Annotated in this window: 11 protein-coding genes; all 11 read right to left on the minus strand. The window is 72.0% G+C overall.

What is annotated here, in order from left to right; translation table 11 throughout:
• Positions 1-99: 99 nt before the first annotated feature.
• The 11 genes from ACI8AB_RS04190 to ACI8AB_RS04240 all read right to left on the minus strand — a co-directional run bounded on the left by ACI8AB_RS04190 (position 100) and on the right by ACI8AB_RS04240 (position 17564).
• On the minus strand, positions 100-4005 hold the full coding sequence (locus ACI8AB_RS04190) for a DNA-directed RNA polymerase subunit beta' (protein WP_456949062.1): 3906 nt from the start codon (positions 4003-4005) through the stop codon (positions 100-102).
• 96 nt (positions 4006-4101) lie between these two features.
• A complete protein-coding gene (rpoB, locus tag ACI8AB_RS04195; RefSeq protein WP_456901394.1) occupies positions 4102-7611 on the minus strand; it encodes a DNA-directed RNA polymerase subunit beta in 3510 nt (1169 codons plus the stop codon).
• Between the two features lie 384 nt (positions 7612-7995).
• Positions 7996-8772, minus strand: coding sequence for a hypothetical protein (locus ACI8AB_RS04200; protein WP_456901395.1), 777 nt, complete (start codon positions 8770-8772; stop codon positions 7996-7998).
• Positions 8773-8777: 5 nt separating this feature from the next.
• The gene (locus ACI8AB_RS04205) at positions 8778-9392 is read right to left on the minus strand and encodes a hypothetical protein (RefSeq protein ID WP_456949063.1); all 615 of its coding nucleotides are present in this window, start codon (positions 9390-9392) and stop codon (positions 8778-8780) included.
• Positions 9393-9450: 58 nt separating this feature from the next.
• Positions 9451-10719, minus strand: coding sequence for an MCE family protein (locus ACI8AB_RS04210; RefSeq protein WP_456949064.1), 1269 nt, complete (start codon positions 10717-10719; stop codon positions 9451-9453).
• Positions 10716-11984 (minus strand): MCE family protein, encoded by a 1269-nt coding sequence (locus ACI8AB_RS04215; RefSeq protein WP_456949065.1) that lies wholly within the window; start codon positions 11982-11984, stop codon positions 10716-10718. The genes ACI8AB_RS04210 and ACI8AB_RS04215 overlap by 4 nt, the downstream gene beginning before the upstream one ends.
• Positions 11981-13222, minus strand: coding sequence for an MCE family protein (locus tag ACI8AB_RS04220; protein ID WP_456949066.1), 1242 nt, complete (start codon positions 13220-13222; stop codon positions 11981-11983). The genes ACI8AB_RS04215 and ACI8AB_RS04220 overlap by 4 nt, the downstream gene beginning before the upstream one ends.
• Entirely contained in the window at positions 13219-14253 is a 1035-nt protein-coding gene (locus ACI8AB_RS04225; protein WP_456949067.1) for an MCE family protein, read from the minus strand. Before ACI8AB_RS04225 ends, ACI8AB_RS04220 begins: the two co-directional genes overlap by 4 nt.
• Entirely contained in the window at positions 14253-15290 is a 1038-nt protein-coding gene (locus tag ACI8AB_RS04230; protein WP_456949068.1) for an MCE family protein, read from the minus strand. The genes ACI8AB_RS04225 and ACI8AB_RS04230 overlap by 1 nt, the downstream gene beginning before the upstream one ends.
• Positions 15287-16687, minus strand: a complete 1401-nt coding sequence (locus ACI8AB_RS04235) for an MCE family protein (protein WP_456949069.1) — start codon at positions 16685-16687, stop codon at positions 15287-15289. Before ACI8AB_RS04235 ends, ACI8AB_RS04230 begins: the two co-directional genes overlap by 4 nt.
• A gap of 7 nt (positions 16688-16694) precedes the next feature.
• Entirely contained in the window at positions 16695-17564 is an 870-nt protein-coding gene (locus ACI8AB_RS04240) for an MlaE family ABC transporter permease (RefSeq protein WP_456949070.1), read from the minus strand.
• Position 17565: the final 1 nt, after the last annotated feature.

A 17565-nucleotide genomic window follows, 5' to 3' on the forward strand; every position in this document is an offset into this window, starting at 1 on the left:
CTCGCGATCTGCGGGGCCCTTCTCACGTGAGGTGCCGGAACGGCCTCCCTCAGGGGCCCGCCGTGAGCGTGCGAACGGTGGGGAGAGGGAGGTCCTTCGTCAGCCCCGCCAGTCGTACTCCTCGAGGCGCACGGCCTCACCGGAGCCCGACCCGAAGACGTCCGGGCTGTAGTACTGCCCGTCGTCGTACCCGGCCATCGTGTAGACGGCGGCGCGGGCCTCCTCGGTCGGCTCGACCGTGATGTTCCGGTAGCGGCTGATGCCCGTACCCGCCGGGATCAGCTTGCCGATGATCACGTTCTCCTTGAGGCCGAGGAGCGAGTCGCTCTTGCCCTGGATGGCGGCGTCGGTGAGCACCTTGGTCGTCTCCTGGAAGGAGGCGGCCGACAGCCACGACTCGGTGGCGAGCGAGGCCTTGGTGATGCCCATGAGCACCGGACGGGCCGAGGCCGGCTCGCCGCCCTCGGCGACGACGCGGCGGTTCTCGGTCTCGAACAGCGTCCGCTCGACCAGCGCGCCGGGGAGGAACTCCGTGGCGCCCGAGTCGATGATGGTCACCCGCTTCAGCATCTGGCGGATGATCACCTCGATGTGCTTGTCGTGGATCGACACGCCCTGGCTGCGGTAGACCTCCTGGACCTCGCGGACCAGGTGCAGCTGCACCTCGCGCGGGCCCATGATCCGCAGCACCTCGTGCGGGTCCACCGCACCCTCGGTGAGCTGCTCGCCGACCTCGACGTGGGCGCCGTCCTCGACCCGCAGCCGCGACCGGCGCGACAGCTTGTCGTAGACGACCTCGTCGGAGCCGTCGTCCGGGGTGATCGTGAGCCTGCGGAACTGCTCGCCGTCCTCGATGCGGACGGTGCCGGCCAGCTCGGCGATCGGGGCCTTGCCCTTGGGGACGCGGGCCTCGAAGAGCTCCACGACACGCGGCAGACCGTGGGTGATGTCCTCACCCGCGACACCACCGGTGTGGAAGGTGCGCATCGTCAGCTGGGTACCGGGCTCACCGATCGACTGGGCGGCGATGATGCCGACCGCCTCGCCGACGTCGACGAGCTTGCCGGTGGCCAGCGACCGGCCGTAGCAGGTCGCGCAGGTGCCCAGCAGGGACTCGCAGGTCAGGACGCAGCGGACCTTGACCTCGGCGACGCCGGCGTCGACCAGCTGGCCGATCAGCACGTCACCCAGGTCCTGGCCGGCCTGCGCGATCAGCGTGCCGTCCTCGGCCACCACGTCGGCGGCCAGGGAGCGGGCGTAGACGCTGGTCTCGACGTGCGCGTCCCGGGTCAGGACACCGTCGACGACGGTCGCGATCGGCATGACCACGCCGCGCTCGGTGCCGCAGTCCTCCTCGCGGATGATGACGTCCTGCGAGACGTCGACCAGCCGGCGGGTGAGGTACCCGGAGTCCGCGGTCCGCAGCGCGGTGTCGGCCAGACCCTTGCGCGCACCGTGCGTGGAGATGAAGTACTCCAGCACGGACAGACCCTCCCGGAAGTTGGCCTTGATCGGCCGCGGGATGATCTCGCCCTTCGGGTTGGCCACCAGGCCGCGCATGCCGGCGATCTGGCTGATCTGCATCATGTTGCCTCGGGCACCCGAGTTGACCATGACCCAGACCGGGTTGGTGGTCGGGAAGTTGTCCACCATCGCCTGGGAGACCTCGGCCCGCGCGCGGGTCCAGATCTCGATCAGCTCGCCGCGGCGCTCGGCGTCGGTGATGACACCGCGCTCGTACTGCCGCTCGATGCCCCGCGCCTCGGCCTCGTGCCGGTCGAGGATCTCCTGCTTGGCCGGCGGGGTGACGACGTCGTCGATGGCGATCGTGACGCCCGAGCGGGTCGCCCAGCGGAAGCCGGCCGACTTGAGGGCGTCCAGCGTCGCCGCGACCTGCACCTTGGGGTAGCGCTCGGCGAGGTCGTTGACGATCGCCCCGAGCTCCTTCTTCGGCACCTGGTAGTTGACGAAGCGGTAGTCCTCGGGCAGGGCCTCGTTGAACAGCACGCGGCCCAGGCTGGTCTCGACTAGCGCCGGGGCGCCCGGGGTCCAGTCGGCGGGCTGCTCCCACGCGGGGTTGACCTTGCCGTTGTCGACGCCGAACACCTCGTCGAGGCGGATGAGCGCCCGCTCCTGCAGGCCCAGGGCGCCCTTGTCGAACGCCATGATCGCCTCGGCGGTCGACCCGAAGGCCGCCGGCCGGCCACCGTCGGCCTCGTGCCGGCTCGGCACCAGGGTGGTCAGGTGGTACAGGCCCAGCACCATGTCCTGGGTCGGCGCGGTGATCGGGCGACCGTCGGCCGGGCTCAGGATGTTGTTGCTGGACAGCATGAGGATGCGGGCCTCGGCCTGCGCCTCGGCCGACAGCGGCAGGTGGACCGCCATCTGGTCACCGTCGAAGTCGGCGTTGAAGGCCGTGCAGACCAGCGGGTGGATCTGGATGGCCTTGCCCTCGACCAGCTGCGGCTCGAAGGCCTGGATGCCCAGGCGGTGCAGCGTCGGCGCCCGGTTCAGCAGCACCGGGTGCTCGGTGATGACCTCCTCGAGCACGTCCCAGACGACGGGACGGGCGCGCTCGACCATGCGCTTGGCGGACTTGATGTTCTGCGCGTGGTTGAGGTCGACCAGCCGCTTCATGACGAAGGGCTTGAACAGCTCCAGCGCCATCTGCTTGGGCAGGCCGCACTGGTGCAGCTTCAGCTGCGGGCCGACGACGATGACCGACCGGCCGGAGTAGTCGACGCGCTTGCCGAGCAGGTTCTGGCGGAACCGGCCCTGCTTGCCCTTGAGCAGGTCGCTCAGGGACTTCAGCGGGCGGTTGCCGGGGCCGGTGACCGGACGGCCGCGGCGGCCGTTGTCGAACAGCGCGTCCACGGACTCCTGGAGCATCCGCTTCTCGTTGTTCACGATGATCTCGGGCGCGCCGAGGTCGAGCAGCCGCTTGAGCCGGTTGTTCCGGTTGATGACCCGGCGGTACAGGTCGTTCATGTCGCTGGTGGCGAAGCGGCCACCGTCGAGCTGCACCATCGGGCGCAGGTCCGGCGGGATGACCGGGACGCAGTCCAGCACCATGCCCATGGGCGAGTTGCGGGTCTGCTGGAACGCCGCGACGACCTTCAGCCGCTTGAGGGCCCGCAGCTTGCGCTGGCCCTTGCCGTTGCGGATGGTCTCGCGCAGCGAGGCGGCCTCGGCGTCGAGGTCGAAGTCGGCCAGCAGCTTCTGCAGGGCAGCGGCACCCATGCCGCCCTCGAAGTACTCGCCGAACCGGTCGCGCAGCTCCCGGTACAGGCCCTCGTCGGCGATGAGCTGCTTGACCTCGAGCTTGCGGAAGGTGTCGAGCACCTCCTCGAGGCGGTCGATCTCCCGCTGGGCGCGGTCGCGCAGCTGGCGCATCTCGCGCTCGCCGCCCTCGCGCACCTTGCGGCGGACGTCGGACTTGGCGCCCTCCGCCTCGAGCTCGGCCAGGTCGGCCTCGAGCTTCTGCTGGCGGGCCTCGACGTCGGCGTCGCGCCGGCTCTCGAGGTTGTGCTTCTCCGCGCTGATCTCGGCCTCGACGGTCGGGAGGTCGCGGTGGCGGGCCTCGTCGTCGACCGAGGTGATCAGGTAGGCGGCGAAGTAGATGATCTTCTCGAGGTCCTTGGGCGCCAGGTCGAGCAGGTAGCCCAGGCGCGAGGGGACGCCCTTGAAGAACCAGATGTGGGTGACCGGCGCGGCCAGCTCGATGTGGCCCATCCGCTCGCGGCGGACCTTGGCCCGGGTCACCTCGACGCCGCAGCGCTCACAGATGATGCCCTTGAAGCGGACGCGCTTGTACTTGCCGCAGTAGCACTCCCAGTCCCGCGTGGGACCGAAGATCTTCTCGCAGAAGAGACCGTCCTTCTCCGGGCGCAGCGTCCGGTAGTTGATGGTCTCGGGCTTCTTCACCTCACCGTGCGACCACTGGCGGATGTCGTCGCCGGTGGCCAGACCGATGCGGAGCTCGTCGAAGAAGTTGACGTCGAGCACTGAGTGGACCCCTTTCCCGGGGCTCGTTACTGCACTTCTAGTCGTTGGCTGGGGACGCCGGCCGGCCCGTCACGAGGAGGGCCGGCCGGCGGCCGATCACACGTCCTCGACGCTGGAGGGCTCGCGGCGGGACAGGTCGATGCCCAGCTCCTCCGCGGCCCGGAACACCTCGTCGTCGGTGTCGCGCAGCTCGATCGCCTGCCCGTCGCCGGAGAGGACCTCGACGTTGAGGCAGAGCGACTGCAGCTCCTTGAGCAACACCTTGAACGACTCGGGGATGCCCGGCTCGGGGATGTTCTCGCCCTTGACGATGGCCTCGTAGACCTTGACGCGGCCCAGGATGTCGTCGGACTTGATGGTCAGCAGCTCCTGCAGCGCGTAGGCCGCGCCGTAGGCCTGCATCGCCCAGCACTCCATCTCACCGAAGCGCTGGCCACCGAACTGCGCCTTACCACCCAGCGGCTGCTGCGTGATCATCGAGTAGGGGCCGGTCGACCGGGCGTGGATCTTGTCGTCGACCAGGTGCAGCAGCTTCAGGATGTAGACGTAGCCCACCGAGATGGCCTCGGGGAAGGGCTCGCCGGAGCGGCCGTCGAACAGCCGCGCCTTGCCGGTCTCCTGCACCATCCGGTTGCCGTCGCGGTTGGGGATCGTCGAGCCCAGCAGGCCGATGATCTCCTCCTCGCGGGCGCCGTCGAACACCGGCGTCGCGGTCCGGGTGCCCGGCTCCGCCTGGCGCGCCTGCTCGGGCAGGTTGGCCGCCCACTCGGGCGTGCCCTCGACCTGCCAGCCGGACTTGGCGATCCACCCGAGGTGGGTCTCCAGGACCTGGCCGACGTTCATCCGGCCCGGGACGCCGAGCGGGTTGAGGACGATGTCCACCGGGGTGCCGTCCTCGAGGAACGGCATGTCCTCCTGCGGCAGGATCTTCGCGATGACGCCCTTGTTGCCGTGGCGCCCGGCGAGCTTGTCGCCGTCGGAGATCTTGCGCATCTGGGCGACGTAGACCCGGATCAGCTCGTTGACGCCGGCGGGCAGCTCGTCGCCGTCCTCGCGCGAGAACACGCGGACGCCGATGACCTTGCCGGACTCACCGTGCTTGACCTTCAGCGACGTGTCGCGGACCTCGCGGGCCTTCTCACCGAAGATCGCCCGGAGCAGCCGCTCCTCGGGGGTCAGCTCGGTCTCGCCCTTGGGCGTGACCTTGCCGACGAGGATGTCGCCGGGGACGACCTCGGCACCGATGCGGATGATGCCGCGCTCGTCGAGGTCGGCGAGGACCTCCTCGGAGACGTTCGGGATGTCCCGGGTGATCTCCTCGGCACCGAGCTTGGTGTCGCGGGCGTCGACCTCGAACTCCTCGATGTGGATCGAGGACAGGACGTCGTCCTGCACGAGGCGCTGCGACAGGATGATCGCGTCCTCGTAGTTGTGGCCCTCCCACGGCATGAAGGCGACGAGCAGGTTCTTGCCCAGCGCCATCTCGCCCTGGTCGGTGCACGGCCCGTCGGCGATGACCTGGCCGACCTCGACCCGCTGACCCTCCTCGACGATCGGGGTCTGGTTGATCGAGGTGCCCTGGTTCGAGCGGCGGAACTTCAGCAGCCGGTAGGTCTGCCGGGTGCCGTCGTCGGCCATGACGGTGACGTAGTCGGCGGTCGAGTCCTCGACCACACCGGCCTTCTCGGCCACCACGACGTCGCCGGCGTCGACGGCGGCCCGCAGCTCCATGCCGGTGCCGACCAGCGGCGCCTCGCTGCGCAGCAGCGGGACGGCCTGGCGCTGCATGTTGGCGCCCATGAGCGCGCGGTTGGCGTCGTCGTGCTCGAGGAACGGGATCATCGCCGTCGCGACCGAGGTCATCTGCCGCGGCGAGACGTCCATGTAGTCGACCTGCTCGGGCGACAGGTAGTCGACCTCACCGCCCTTGGTGCGGACCAGGACGCGGTCCTCGGCGAACCGGCCCTGGGCGTCCAGCGGCGAGTTGGCCTGGGCGACGACGAAGCGGTCCTCCTCGTCGGCGGTCAGGTAGTCGATCTGGTCGGTGACGACGCCGCTCTCGACCCGCCGGTAGGGGGTCTCGATGAAGCCGAAGGCGTTGACCCGGCCGTAGGCCGACAGCGAGCCGATCAGGCCGATGTTCGGGCCCTCGGGGGTCTCGATCGGGCACATCCGGCCGTAGTGGCTCGGGTGCACGTCGCGGACCTCCATGCCGGCCCGCTCACGCGACAGACCACCCGGGCCCAGCGCCGACAGGCGGCGCTTGTGGGTCAGGCCCGCGAGCGGGTTGGTCTGGTCCATGAACTGCGAGAGCTGGCTGGTGCCGAAGAACTCCTTGATGGAGGCGACGACCGGCCGGATGTTGATCAGGGTCTGCGGCGTGATCGCCTCGACGTCCTGGGTGGTCATCCGCTCGCGGACGACGCGCTCCATGCGGGAGAGGCCGACCCGGATCTGGTTCTGGATCAGCTCGCCGACGGTGCGCAGGCGACGGTTGCCGAAGTGGTCGATGTCGTCGACGCCGTGGTCGGGCTCGCCGGCGTGCAGCCGCACGACGTACTCGATGGTGGCGACGATGTCGTCCTCGGTCAGCGTCAGGGTGCCCTGCGGGACCTCGACGCCGAGCTTCTTGTTCACCTTGTAGCGGCCGACCTTCGCCAGGTCGTAGCGCTTCGGGTTGAAGAAGAGGTTCTCCAGCAGCGCCTGGGCGCTCTCCCGCGTCGGCGGCTCGCCCGGCCGCAGCTTGCGGTAGATGTCGAGCAGGGCCTCGTCCTGCCCGGCGATGTGGTCCTTCTCCAGGGTGGCGAGGACGGTCGGCGACCACTGGAAGTGCTCGCGGATGCGGTCCTCGGTCCAGCCCAGCGCCTTGAGCAGCACGGTGACCGGCTGGCGGCGCTTGCGGTCGATGCGGACGCCGACGGTGTCGCGCTTGTCGACGTCGAACTCCAGCCACGCACCACGGCTGGGGATGACCTTGGCGCTGAAGACGTCCTTGTCGGAGGTCTTGTCCAGGGTCTTGTCGAAGTAGACGCCGGGGCTGCGCACGAGCTGCGAGACGACCACGCGCTCGGTCCCGTTGATGACGAACGTGCCCTTGTTCGTCATGATCGGGAAGTCGCCCATGAACACCGTCTGGCTCTTGATCTCGCCGGTGGTGTTGTTCATGAACTCGGCGGTGACGAACAGCGGCGCCGCGTAGGTCATGTCCTTGTCCTTGCACTCCTCGAGGGACGCCTTGACGTCCTCGAAGCGCGGGTTGGAGAAGGACAGCGACATCGAGCCGCTGAAGTCCTCGATCGGGGAGATCTCCTCGAGGATCTCGGCCAGGCCGCCGACGGCGGTCGCCTGCTCCTCGGGCGAGAGGGTGGCGCGCCACTCGGGGCTGCCGACCAGCCAGTCGAAGGACGCGGTCTGCAGGGCGAGCAGATCCGGCACCTCGAGGGGCTCGGAGATCTTCGCGAACGAGACGCGCAGCGGCGCGCCGGGGATCTTCTGCTGGTCGGCCTCTCCGGTGCGGGGGCCGGCCTGGGGAGTCTGGTTCTGCTGGCCGAAGCCGCCGGACTCGGTCGTGCTGGGGGAGATGCTGGTGGGGCGAGAGCCTGCCAAGATGCGTCCTTCCAAGGACCTCACGACGTGCGGGCGGTGGGTGCGGGTTCGTCCTGGGTCGTCGTCGGTGATGGCGGGGCTGTCCGCGGCGTCCGGCCCGCTGGGGAACTGGGTGTCGCCCAGGTGCCGGGAGGGGATCCCGGGCAGCCCAGGTGACCCGTCTCGGCGGGCAGGCAGTCAGGGGGCAGCGCAACAGAGAACCCTACCCCTGCTCGCGCACGCTGTCCACGTCGGGGGGTGGGGGGCGAGCCCCGCCACACTCCGGGAAGGACGGCGTCCGGCAGACCGGGCGGCGTTCCGCGCGGCCATGATGCCAGTCCGGGGGCCCCGCTGTCTCCGCCACGCCGCGCGGAGCGCGAGCCGGCCCGGCCCGCGGCCCCCGGATCAGCCGGTCGTGAGCAGGGTCAGGTCGCTGATCCTCCAGTCGCCGTCGACCCTCGCCAGCTGCACCTGGACGGTCTGGGTGCACGACTGCGCGCCCTCGGGGGTGACCGTGCACTCCGACCCCTCGGGGGCGGGCTGGGTCCCGCTGTTCACCGACTCGACGACGTACTGGCCGAAGACGACGACGGTCGCGCTGTCCTGGTCGTCGGAGACCTGCTGCAGGCCGACGTCGAGCACCTCGTACCGCGTGGTGGCCGACACCTGCTCGTAGGTGTCGACGATCCCGCCCTGGGACAGGTCCTGCTCGTACTGGTCCCGCAGGTCGCCGGTCAGGACGTCGAGCTTGCGCTGCACGCTGCCCTCGGAGTCCCGGTAGTCGTAGGCGTAGAGGGCCTGCACGTCCTCGCGCGCCGCGGCGAACACCGACGGCGAGACGTGCGCGGGGTCCAGCCGCTGCCAGGCCAGGAGGCCGACGAGACCGGCGGCGAGCACGCACAGCACCGTGAGGACCGCCACCAGCGGCAGCCGGCGACGACGCCGCGACGACGGCTCGGGGACCGTGCGGGTCCGGGCCGGGCGCTCGGCGCGGGCGCGGCGGGCGCCGTGCCGGGCGGGCGCCTCGGCCGGCACCTCGGTGACGGATGCCTCCGGCGCCTGGGCGCGGGCCTCCTCCCGGTCCCGGCGGCTGCCGGCCACCCGGGGGCGGGGGGACGGGCGGGGCCGGTCCGCGCGCGGGCGCGGCGTGGGGCGGGGGCGCTCCCCCGGGGTCTCGCTCACGCCGGTCACCTCCCCGAGATCCCGGACAGCAGCCAGCGGCCGTCCTCGCGCACGAGCTCCACCTGGATGCGGTAGCGCAGCACCTGGGCCTGCGGGCTGGCGGTGCTCTGCTGCGTCGAGCGGATGACCAGCAGCACGGTGCCGGAGTCCTCGCCGGCGCTGACCACGCCGGCGCCGACGACCTCGGTCTGCACGACCGCCTGGGCGTCGACCAGCTCCTGCCGGCGGTCCTGCAGCTGGGCCAGGGACTCGTCGCGCAGGTCGCCGGTGGCGACGCGGCGGACCTGCTCGATGTCGTCGTCGATGGTGACCGCGTCGAAGGAGGTCAGGTCGACGATCCCCGAGCGGGCCGCCTGCAGCACCTGCACGTAGCTGTCGGTGCGCACCGGTGACTCGTCCTCGCGGTTCAGCCACAGCCACCCGGCCGCGGCGAGCAGCAGCACGAGCAGCGCCGCGAGCACGGGCACCAGCGGGACCGACAGCCGGTGGCGGGCGCGCGGCGCGTCGTCGTCGGGGTCGCCCTCGGCGGGGTCGCTGCCGGCGGCCGGCGCCTCGGCGGCGGAGGGGTCGGCGGGGACCTCGTCGGGGGTCGTCGCGGTGTCCTGCCCGGCGCGCGTCACCGCGTCCTCCTCTCGTCCCGTGTCGTGTCGAGTGCTCTGGGTGATGAGCATGACGTACTCAGCCCGCCGTCCGTGCGAAGGGGAGGGCACCGAGCAGGCCGCCGAGGACGTCGTCGGCCACCGACGCCACCGGCGCGCCGACACCGGCCCGGCCCTGCGGCCCGGGCGAGCCGACGCCGCCGTCGCGGCCGATGTTCTGCTCGCCGCGGATGTTCGAGCCCGACTCGTCCACGCCGTCGCCGGGGGTCGGGTCCGCGCCGTCCACGACGTCGCAGCCGACGGAGCCGACGTCCAGCCCGGCCACCGACCCCGGGCTGGGCAGCTGCCCGGTGGAGACGTAGCCGCTGGTGCAGGCCCGCGGGTCGTCGCTGTTGAGCACGAGGCCGAAGTGCGCGCGCATCGTGCCGCCGTCGTCGCGGACGACGCTGAACCCGCCGCTGACCGCGTCGGGGTAGGTGACGAGCATCTGCTCGACGCCGTCGAGGCGCGGGATGGTGACGCCGTTGAGGACGTCGAGGTGGCGCACCAGGGAGCCGAGGCCCGGCCCCGCGTCGTCCACCAGGTCCTGCAGCGCCGCCCCGGCGTCGGGCGCGTTGACGACCAGGCCGCGCAGGTCGGGGTCGATCTCCACCAGCGTGTCGCTGACCGCGCGCAGGTCGGCGGCCCACTGCTCGATCGCCGAGCGGCTCTCGGCCTGGGTCTGCAGCACGGTCCGCCCGTCGGTGATCAGCCGCAGCGTCTGCGGCAGCGACTCCTCGGCGCGGGCCAGCAGCAGGTCGCCGTTGTCGATGAGCCGGGTCAGGTCGTCGCCGGCGCCGGCGAAGGCGCGGCCGAGCTCGTCGACGACGACGCGCAGGTCCTCCGGGTCGATCGAGGTGACCAGCTGGTCGACGTGGAGCAGCAGCTGCTCGACCGGGATCGGGATGGCCGTGCGCGACTGCGGGATGACCGCGCCGTCGGCCAGGTACGGCCCGTCGGCGGTGGCCGGGCGCAGGTCGACGTACTGCTCGCCGACGGCGCTGCGGGTGGCCACGACGGCGTCGGTGTCGGCCGGGATGGGGTCGGCGTCGGGGTCGATGGTCAGCGTGACCCGGACGCCGTCGTCGGTGAGCTGCATGTCGCTGACCCGGCCCACGGCGACGCCCCGGTGGGTGACCTCGGCGTTCACGAAGATGCCACCGGAGTCGGCGAAGTCGACGTCGACGTCGTAGCCGCTGCCGAGCAGCACCCGGTCGAGGCCGACGTAGGTGAAGCCGACGTGGGAGATGCCCAGCAGCGCGACCGCGGTGAACGCGAGCAGCTGCAGCCTGACCTTGCGGGTGATCACGGCGTGCCTCCCGTCGGGATGCCGGGCAGCCCGGGCAGGCCGGCCGGCGCGCCGCCGGTGCCGCCGTCGAGGACGGTGCCGGCCAGCCCGCCCAGCCCCGGCGCGAGCGACTGCGCCGGCGACGACGAGCCGGTGCCGGCGCCTCTGGAGTCGGCCGGCGGGGTGCCGGCGCTGCCGCAGGTGTCGCCGGCCAGGTCCTGCGGGTCGAGGGTCTCCAGGCCGCCGGTGACCGGGTCGACGACGTAGCGGCACAGCAGCTCGCGCAGGTCGAGGTCCAGGTTGGCCGTCATGTTGGTGAACAGGCCGTAGCCGCCGGTCCGCGCGTCGGGCCGGTACTGCAGCGCCGACAGCGAGCTGGCCGGGAACGGGTAGGTGAGCAGCAGGTCCAGCGACTCGGCGAGGTCGGGCCCCGCGGCGGCCAGCTGGGTGAGGATCGGCTGCAGCAGCTGCAGGTCGGCCACGGTGTCCGCGCCGGCCTGCTGGATGACGCGGGTGCCGACGTCGCCGAGGCGGGACAGGCTGTCGAGCATCGAGACGAGCAGGTCGCGCTGCTCGGTGACGACGTCGAGTCCCGGCCCGATGGTGTCCAGCGCCGTCTCGATGGTCCCGGTGCGGGCGGCGAGGGACTCGGCCAGCGCGTCCACGCTGTCCAGCGCCCGGCCGATCTCGTCGCGCTGCTGGTCGAGGCCGGCGATGAACGTGTCGAGCTGGGTGAGGGTGGCGCGGACGGCGTCCTCGCGGCCCTCGAGGGCGTCACCCAGCTCCCGGCTGATCGTCTGCAGCTGGGCCAGGCCCCCGCCGTTGAGCACCAGCGACAGCGCGCCGAGGAGCTCCTCGACCTCGACGTTGCGGTTGGTGCGGTCCAGGCCGATGAGCGCGCCGTCGGCGAGCTCGCCGGTGGGCGTCTCGGTGCCCGGGGCGGCCAGCTCCACGTACTTCTCCCCCAGCAGCGAGGACTGCTGGATCATCGCGACCGCGTTGGCCGGCAGGTCGACGTCGCCGTTGATCTCGACGGTGACCAGGGCGGTCCAGTCCTCCCCCAGCGAGACGTCCTGCACCCGGCCGACCGGGACGTCGGCGACGCGGACGCCGGCCTGCGGGACGAGGTCCAGGACGTCGAGGAACTGGATCTGCACCGTGTACGGGTCGTCGCCGACGTCCGCGCCGCCGGGCAGGTCGAGGGAGTAGGCACCGCGGAAGCCGCAGCCGGACAGCAGCAGCACCCCGGCACCCAGCGCGACCGCCCGCCGGCCCAGCGCGCTCACCGCTGCGCCCCCGGCACCAGCGGCAGGCCGATCAGCGGGGTGCCGCCGGCCTGCGGGGTGGTGCCGCGGCCGAACAGGGTGCCGAGCAGCTCCTGCAGGTCGGGCACGCCGTTGCCGTCGAGGTCGTCGAGCTGCCCGTCGTTGCCGGGGTCGCCCGAGAGCAGCCGCAGGCAGACCTGCTCGGTCGGCGGCAGCTGCAGGAACGCGGTCAGGTCGGTGGGGTCCACGCCCGCGATCTGCAGCCGGCCGGCCTGGGCCAGCAGCTGGCAGACCACGACCTCCGGGTTGGCCGAGCCCAGCGAGTTGTCGCGGGTGTCGAGCGTGCCGTAGTCGGGGTTGTAGGCGTGCGCGACGTTGCCCAGCGCGGCGGGGGCGACGTCGAGCACCTCGGCCAGCGCCTGCCGCTGCTGGACCAGGGTGAGGGTGACGTCGGCCAGCCGGTCGACGTTCGTCGTCAGCAGCGCGGTGTTGGTCTGCACGAACGTGGCGATCTCCCCCAGCGCCTGCGACAGCAGCTGCACCGCGGCGGCGAGGTCCTCCCGCTCGCCCTCGAGCTGGGCGGCGACCGCGGCCATGTTGTCGTTGAACTGGCCGACCTGGGTGTCGATCGTGGCCAGTGCCGAGGTGAACGCCTGCAGGTTCTCCACCGACCCGAACAGGTCGTCGCGGTTCTCCGCCAGGGTCTGCACCGCGGTCGAGAACCCGGTCAGCGTCCGGTTGAGCGCGTCGCCGTTGCCCTCGAGGTTGTCCGCGCCGGTGGCCAGCAGGTCCTGCAGCGCGCCGTCGGCGTTGGCGCCGGTCGGGCCGAGGGCGGCCGAGAGCTCGTCGAGGGCGCCGTACACCGCGTCCAGCTCGACCGGCGTGGCCGTGCGCGACAGGTCCAGCTCGGCGCCGTCCTCCAGCGTCGGGCCGCCGTCGTAGACCGGGGAGAACTGCACGTACCGGTCGCTGACCAGTGACGGCGCGAGGACGACCGCGTCGGCGTCGGCCGGGATGTCGTACTCGTCGTCGACGAGCATGTCGACGCGCACCCGGTCGCCCATCGGGACGACGTCGGTGATCTCGCCGACGTCGATGCCGAGGACCCGCACGTCGCCGCCCGGGTACACGCCCACGGCCTGGCCGAAGTACGCGGTGACCCGGATCTGGCCGGCCGGCCGCAGGACGGTCCAGCCGACCGCGCCGACCAGCACGAGCGCGGCGACCAGGGCGACGCCGCGCTGCAGGGACCCGGTCACCGGCCCTCCTCGCAGGAGACGAGACCCCCGGGCACCTGGCCGGCGCCCCCGCAGAGCACCGACCCGACGGTGCCGGGCAGCAGGTTCTCCACGAAGCTGTCGAACCAGCGGCCGTTGCCCAGGGTGTTGGTGAAGACCCGGACGAAGGGCGCCAGGTCGGCGACGGTCTGCCCGAGGGCCTGGCGGTTGCGCGACAGGATGTCGGTGACGGCCGCCAGCTGCTGCAGCGCCGGGGTGAGGGCCTCGCGGTTGTCCGCGACCAGCCCGGTCAGCTGCTGGGCCAGCGTCTGGGTGTTGGTGAGGATCGAGTCGATGAGCGCCCGGCGCTCCTGCACCTCGGTGAGCAGGGTGTTGGAGTCCAGGACGAGCTGGGTGAACTCGCCGTTGCGGTCGGCCAGGACCTGGGTCACGTCCCGGGTGGCCGACAGCAGCTCGCGCAGCTGGGCGTCCCGCGAGGCGATGGTGTCCGAGAGCCGGGCCAGCCCGTCCAGGGAGGTGCGGACCTCGTCGGGGGTGTCGGCGAAGGTCTCCGACAGCACCTCGAAGGAGCTCGCCAGCTGGGCGGTGTCGATGTCGTCGACGGTCGTGGACAGGTCCGCGAAGGCCTCGACGACGTCGTAGGGCGAGGCGGTGCGCTGCAGCGGGATGCGCTGCTCGGGGTCCAGCGGCGTCGCGCCGCGCGGGACCAGCGCCAGGTACTTCGCGCCGAGCACCGTCTCGATCTTGATGGCCGCCTCGGACCGGTCGCCGACGAACGCGTCGCGGACGCGGAACTCGACGGTGACCGCGCCGTCCTCCAGCGCCAGGCTCTCGACCTGGCCGACCTTGACGCCGGCGACGCGCACCGGGTCGTCGGGCCGGAGGCCCGCGGCCTCGGAGAACTGGGCGCGGTAGACGGTGCCCCCGCCGATGAGCGGCAGCGACCGGGCGTTGAAGGCGAGCAGCACCAGCAGCGCGATCAGCGAGAGGCTGACCGCCCCGATGACGACCGGGTTGCGGTCGCGGAACGGCTTGGCCGGACGGCGGGCCATCAGCACCCCCTCGCGCCGGAGGACAGCCCGCCCGCGGGGATGGTGCTCGGCTCGCTCGCGCCGGGCAGGGTGACCGTGCCGGACGCCCCGCACAGGTAGAAGTTGAACCAGCTGCCGTTGACGGCGGTCCGCGTGATGAGGTCGATCTTGGTCGGTGCGAGCTGCAGGAAGTCCTCCAGGACGTCGCCGGTGTCGGCGAGGTTGCCGGCCAGGTCGCCGAGGCCCTCGACGTCCGCCGCCAGCGGCGCCCGGGCGTCCTCGAGCAGCCCGGCAGTGCTCACCGCGAGGCCGTCGATGGTCTGCAGCGAGTCGAAGATCGCGTCGCGGTCCTCGCTCAGCCCGGAGACGAACTGCTGCAGCGAGACGATCAGCGACGACAGCTGCTCGTCCCGGGCGGCGACCGTGCCCATCACCGAGGTCAGGTTGTCGATGACGCTGCCGATGACGGCGTCCTTGTCCGCGAGCGACGAGGTGAGCGAGCCGACGTGGCCGAGCAGGCTCTCCACCGTGCCGCCCTCGCCCTGGAACACCTGGACGATCTCGAAGGACAGCCGGTTGACGTCCTGCGGCGACAGGGCCTGGAACAGCGGCTGGAACCCGCCGAACAGCGTGGTGAGGTCCAGCGCCGGCTCCGTCTGGGCCAGCGGGATGGTGTCGCCCTCCTCGAGGGTGCGCCCGGCCGACCCCTCCCCCTCGGTCAGCGCGACGTACCGCTGGCCGACGAGGTTGCGGTAGCGGATGGTCGCCAGCACCGAGGTGGGCAGCGGGACGTCGGAGTCGACCGCGACGGTCACCTCGGCCACCGGCCGGTCGGTCTGCCCGGACAGGCCGATGGCGGTCACCTGGCCCACCCGGACGCCGGCGATGCGCACCTCGTCGCCCTCCACCAGGCCGGCGACGTCGGTGAACTGCGCCCGGTACTCCAGCGGCTCGCCGTGGCCGGCGTTGGTGATGGTGCTGACCAGGACGTAGCTGGCGAGCACGGTCACCAGGGCGAACGCGGCCAGCTTGGTCAGCGGCGCGGCGAGGCCCCTCATCGCAGCGCCACCTGGGTCCCCCGCAGCAGCGGCGCCATCGTCGAGGCGGCCAGGTCGGAGACCTCGCCGGGCTCCACGCCGGTCTGGTAGCCGAGGATGCTGCGCACGAAGTCCAGCTCCGCCGTCGACCCGGCCAGCCGGCCCGGCACCGAGTTCCCGAAGGCGGACAGGTCGGTGGTCACGTTGCCGTCGGGCTCCCCGGCGCCGGCGGGGACGTCCTCGGGTCCCCGGCCGCCCAGGCAGTTCGGGTTGCCGCTGTACGGGTTGTCCACCGAGTCGACGCCGTCCACCGGCGGCACCGGGCAGTAGTACTCGCCCCGGTCGGCGGCCGCGATGATCGCGTCGATGTCGTCCAGGCCCTGGCAGTCGGGGCCCGACCGGTCGAGGTACGCCGGCTGGTCGCCGGGCTGGTAGGGGTTGCGCGGCGGCAGCGTCACGGTGATGTCCAGGTTCAGCGCGGGGTCGCCGTCGCCGCCGAAGGCCTCGGTGATCATCGGCTTGAACCGGGCCAGACCGTCGAGCAGGCACGGGTACTCCGGTGAGTACTCGGCGAACAGCCCGAGCACCGGCCGCGAGGTGGCGGCCAGCGAGATCAGGCTCTGCTCGTTGGTCTCCAGGAAGCCGGCCGCGGTCGCCGAGGAACCGCCGACGACGGTGAACGTGCGCCGCAGCTGCTCGGACTGGTCGACCAGCGTCTGCGAGGTCACCGCCAGGTCGTCGAGCACGGCCAGCAGGTCGTCGGCGGCCGAGTCGTAGGTGTCGGCGACGTCGGCCAGCCCGCTGATGTCGGCCTGCAGCTCGGGCAGCACGGTGTTGAGCTCGCCGACGTAGCCGCCGATGGTGGCGAGGTTCTCCCCCAGCCGGTCACCGCGCCCTCGCAGCGCCGAGGCGACGGCGCCGAGCGTGGAACTGAGGTCCTGCGGCTGCACCGCCCGCAGCAGCGGCAGCAGGTCGTCGATGACCCGCTGCAGCTCGACGGCGTTCTCGGTGCGGTCCTGGCCGATCTCGTCGCCGTCGGCCAGCCGCTCCCCCGAGGGCTGCTCGGGCACCACGAGGGACACGTAGCGCTCGCCGAACAGCGTCTTGGGCAGCAGCCGGGCGGTGACGTCGGCGGGGATGCGGTCCAGGTGCTCGGGCCGGATGGCCAGCTCGATCGTCGCGCCCCCGGCGGAGGCCTCGACCGAGCGCACCTCGCCGACGATCACCCCGCGCACCTTGACGTCGGAGGCCTCCTGCAGCTGGTTGCCCACGGTGTCGGCGTGCAGCACCACGCGGGCGGTGTCGGTGAAGGCCTTGGTGTAGAGCGCCACGGTCAGGGCGAGCAGCACCACCAGGACGACGAGGAACGCCACGCCCTGCAGCCGACGGCGCACCACCGCGCCCCTGCCCCCGCTCATCTCCCGCTCACCCCGCGATCCGGACGGTCGTCGTCGAACCCCAGATGGCCAGCGACAGGAACAGGTCGATGACCATGACCGCCACGATCGAGAAACGCACCGCCCGGCCCACGGCGAGGCCGACGCCGGCCGGGCCGCCGCCGGCCCGGTAGCCGTAGTAGCAGTGGCTCAGGATGATCACGACGGCGAAGACGAGCACCTTGGCGAACGACCACAGCACGTCCTGCGGCGGCAGGAAGAGGTTGAAGTAGTGGTCGTAGGTGCCGGCCGACTGCCCGTACGCCTCGGTGGTGATGGTCCGGGTGGCGAAGTAGCTGCTCAGCAGGCCGATGACGTAGAGCGGGACGACCGCGACGAACCCGGCGACGATGCGGGTGGTCACCAGGAACGGCAGCGAGGGGACGCCCATGACCTCGAGGGCGTCGATCTCCTCGTTGATCCGCATGGCGCCGATCTGGGCGGTGAAGCCGCAGCCGACGGTGGCCGACAGCGCCAGGCCGGCGACCAGCGGGGCGATCTCCCGGGTGTTGAAGTACGCCGAGAGGAAGCCGGTGAACGCCGAGGTGCCGAGCTGGTCGAGGGCGGCGTAGCCCTGCAGGCCGACCTCGGTGCCGGTGAAGAAGGACAGGAACGCGATGACGCCGACGGTGCCGCCGACGACCGCCAGCGCGCCGGTGCCGAAGGTGACCTCGGCCAGCAGCCGGAACGTCTCGCGCTTGTAGCGGCGCAGCGTGCGCGGCGTCCAGCCCAGGGCGCGGCCGTAGAAGGACAGCTGGTCGCCGAGGTCCTCGAGGGTGTCCATCGGTCGGCCGTAGACGCGGCGGACCAGCCGGCGCACGCCGACGCGGACCCGGTCGACCGGGGAGAGCAGCGCCACC

The sequence above is a fragment of the Geodermatophilus sp. SYSU D00698 genome, assembly GCF_054050335.1.

Bases quoted from the DNA above. Each gene is read 5' to 3' on its own strand.
- ACI8AB_RS04225 (WP_456949067.1), bottom strand. From the start codon at position 14,253: ATGGCCCGCCGTCCGGCCAAGCCGTTCCGCGACCGCAACCCGGTCGTC.
- ACI8AB_RS04230 (WP_456949068.1), bottom strand. From the start codon at position 15,290: ATGAGGGGCCTCGCCGCGCCGCTGACCAAGCTGGCCGCGTTCGCCCTG.
- ACI8AB_RS04235 (WP_456949069.1), bottom strand. From the start codon at position 16,687: ATGAGCGGGGGCAGGGGCGCGGTGGTGCGCCGTCGGCTGCAGGGCGTG.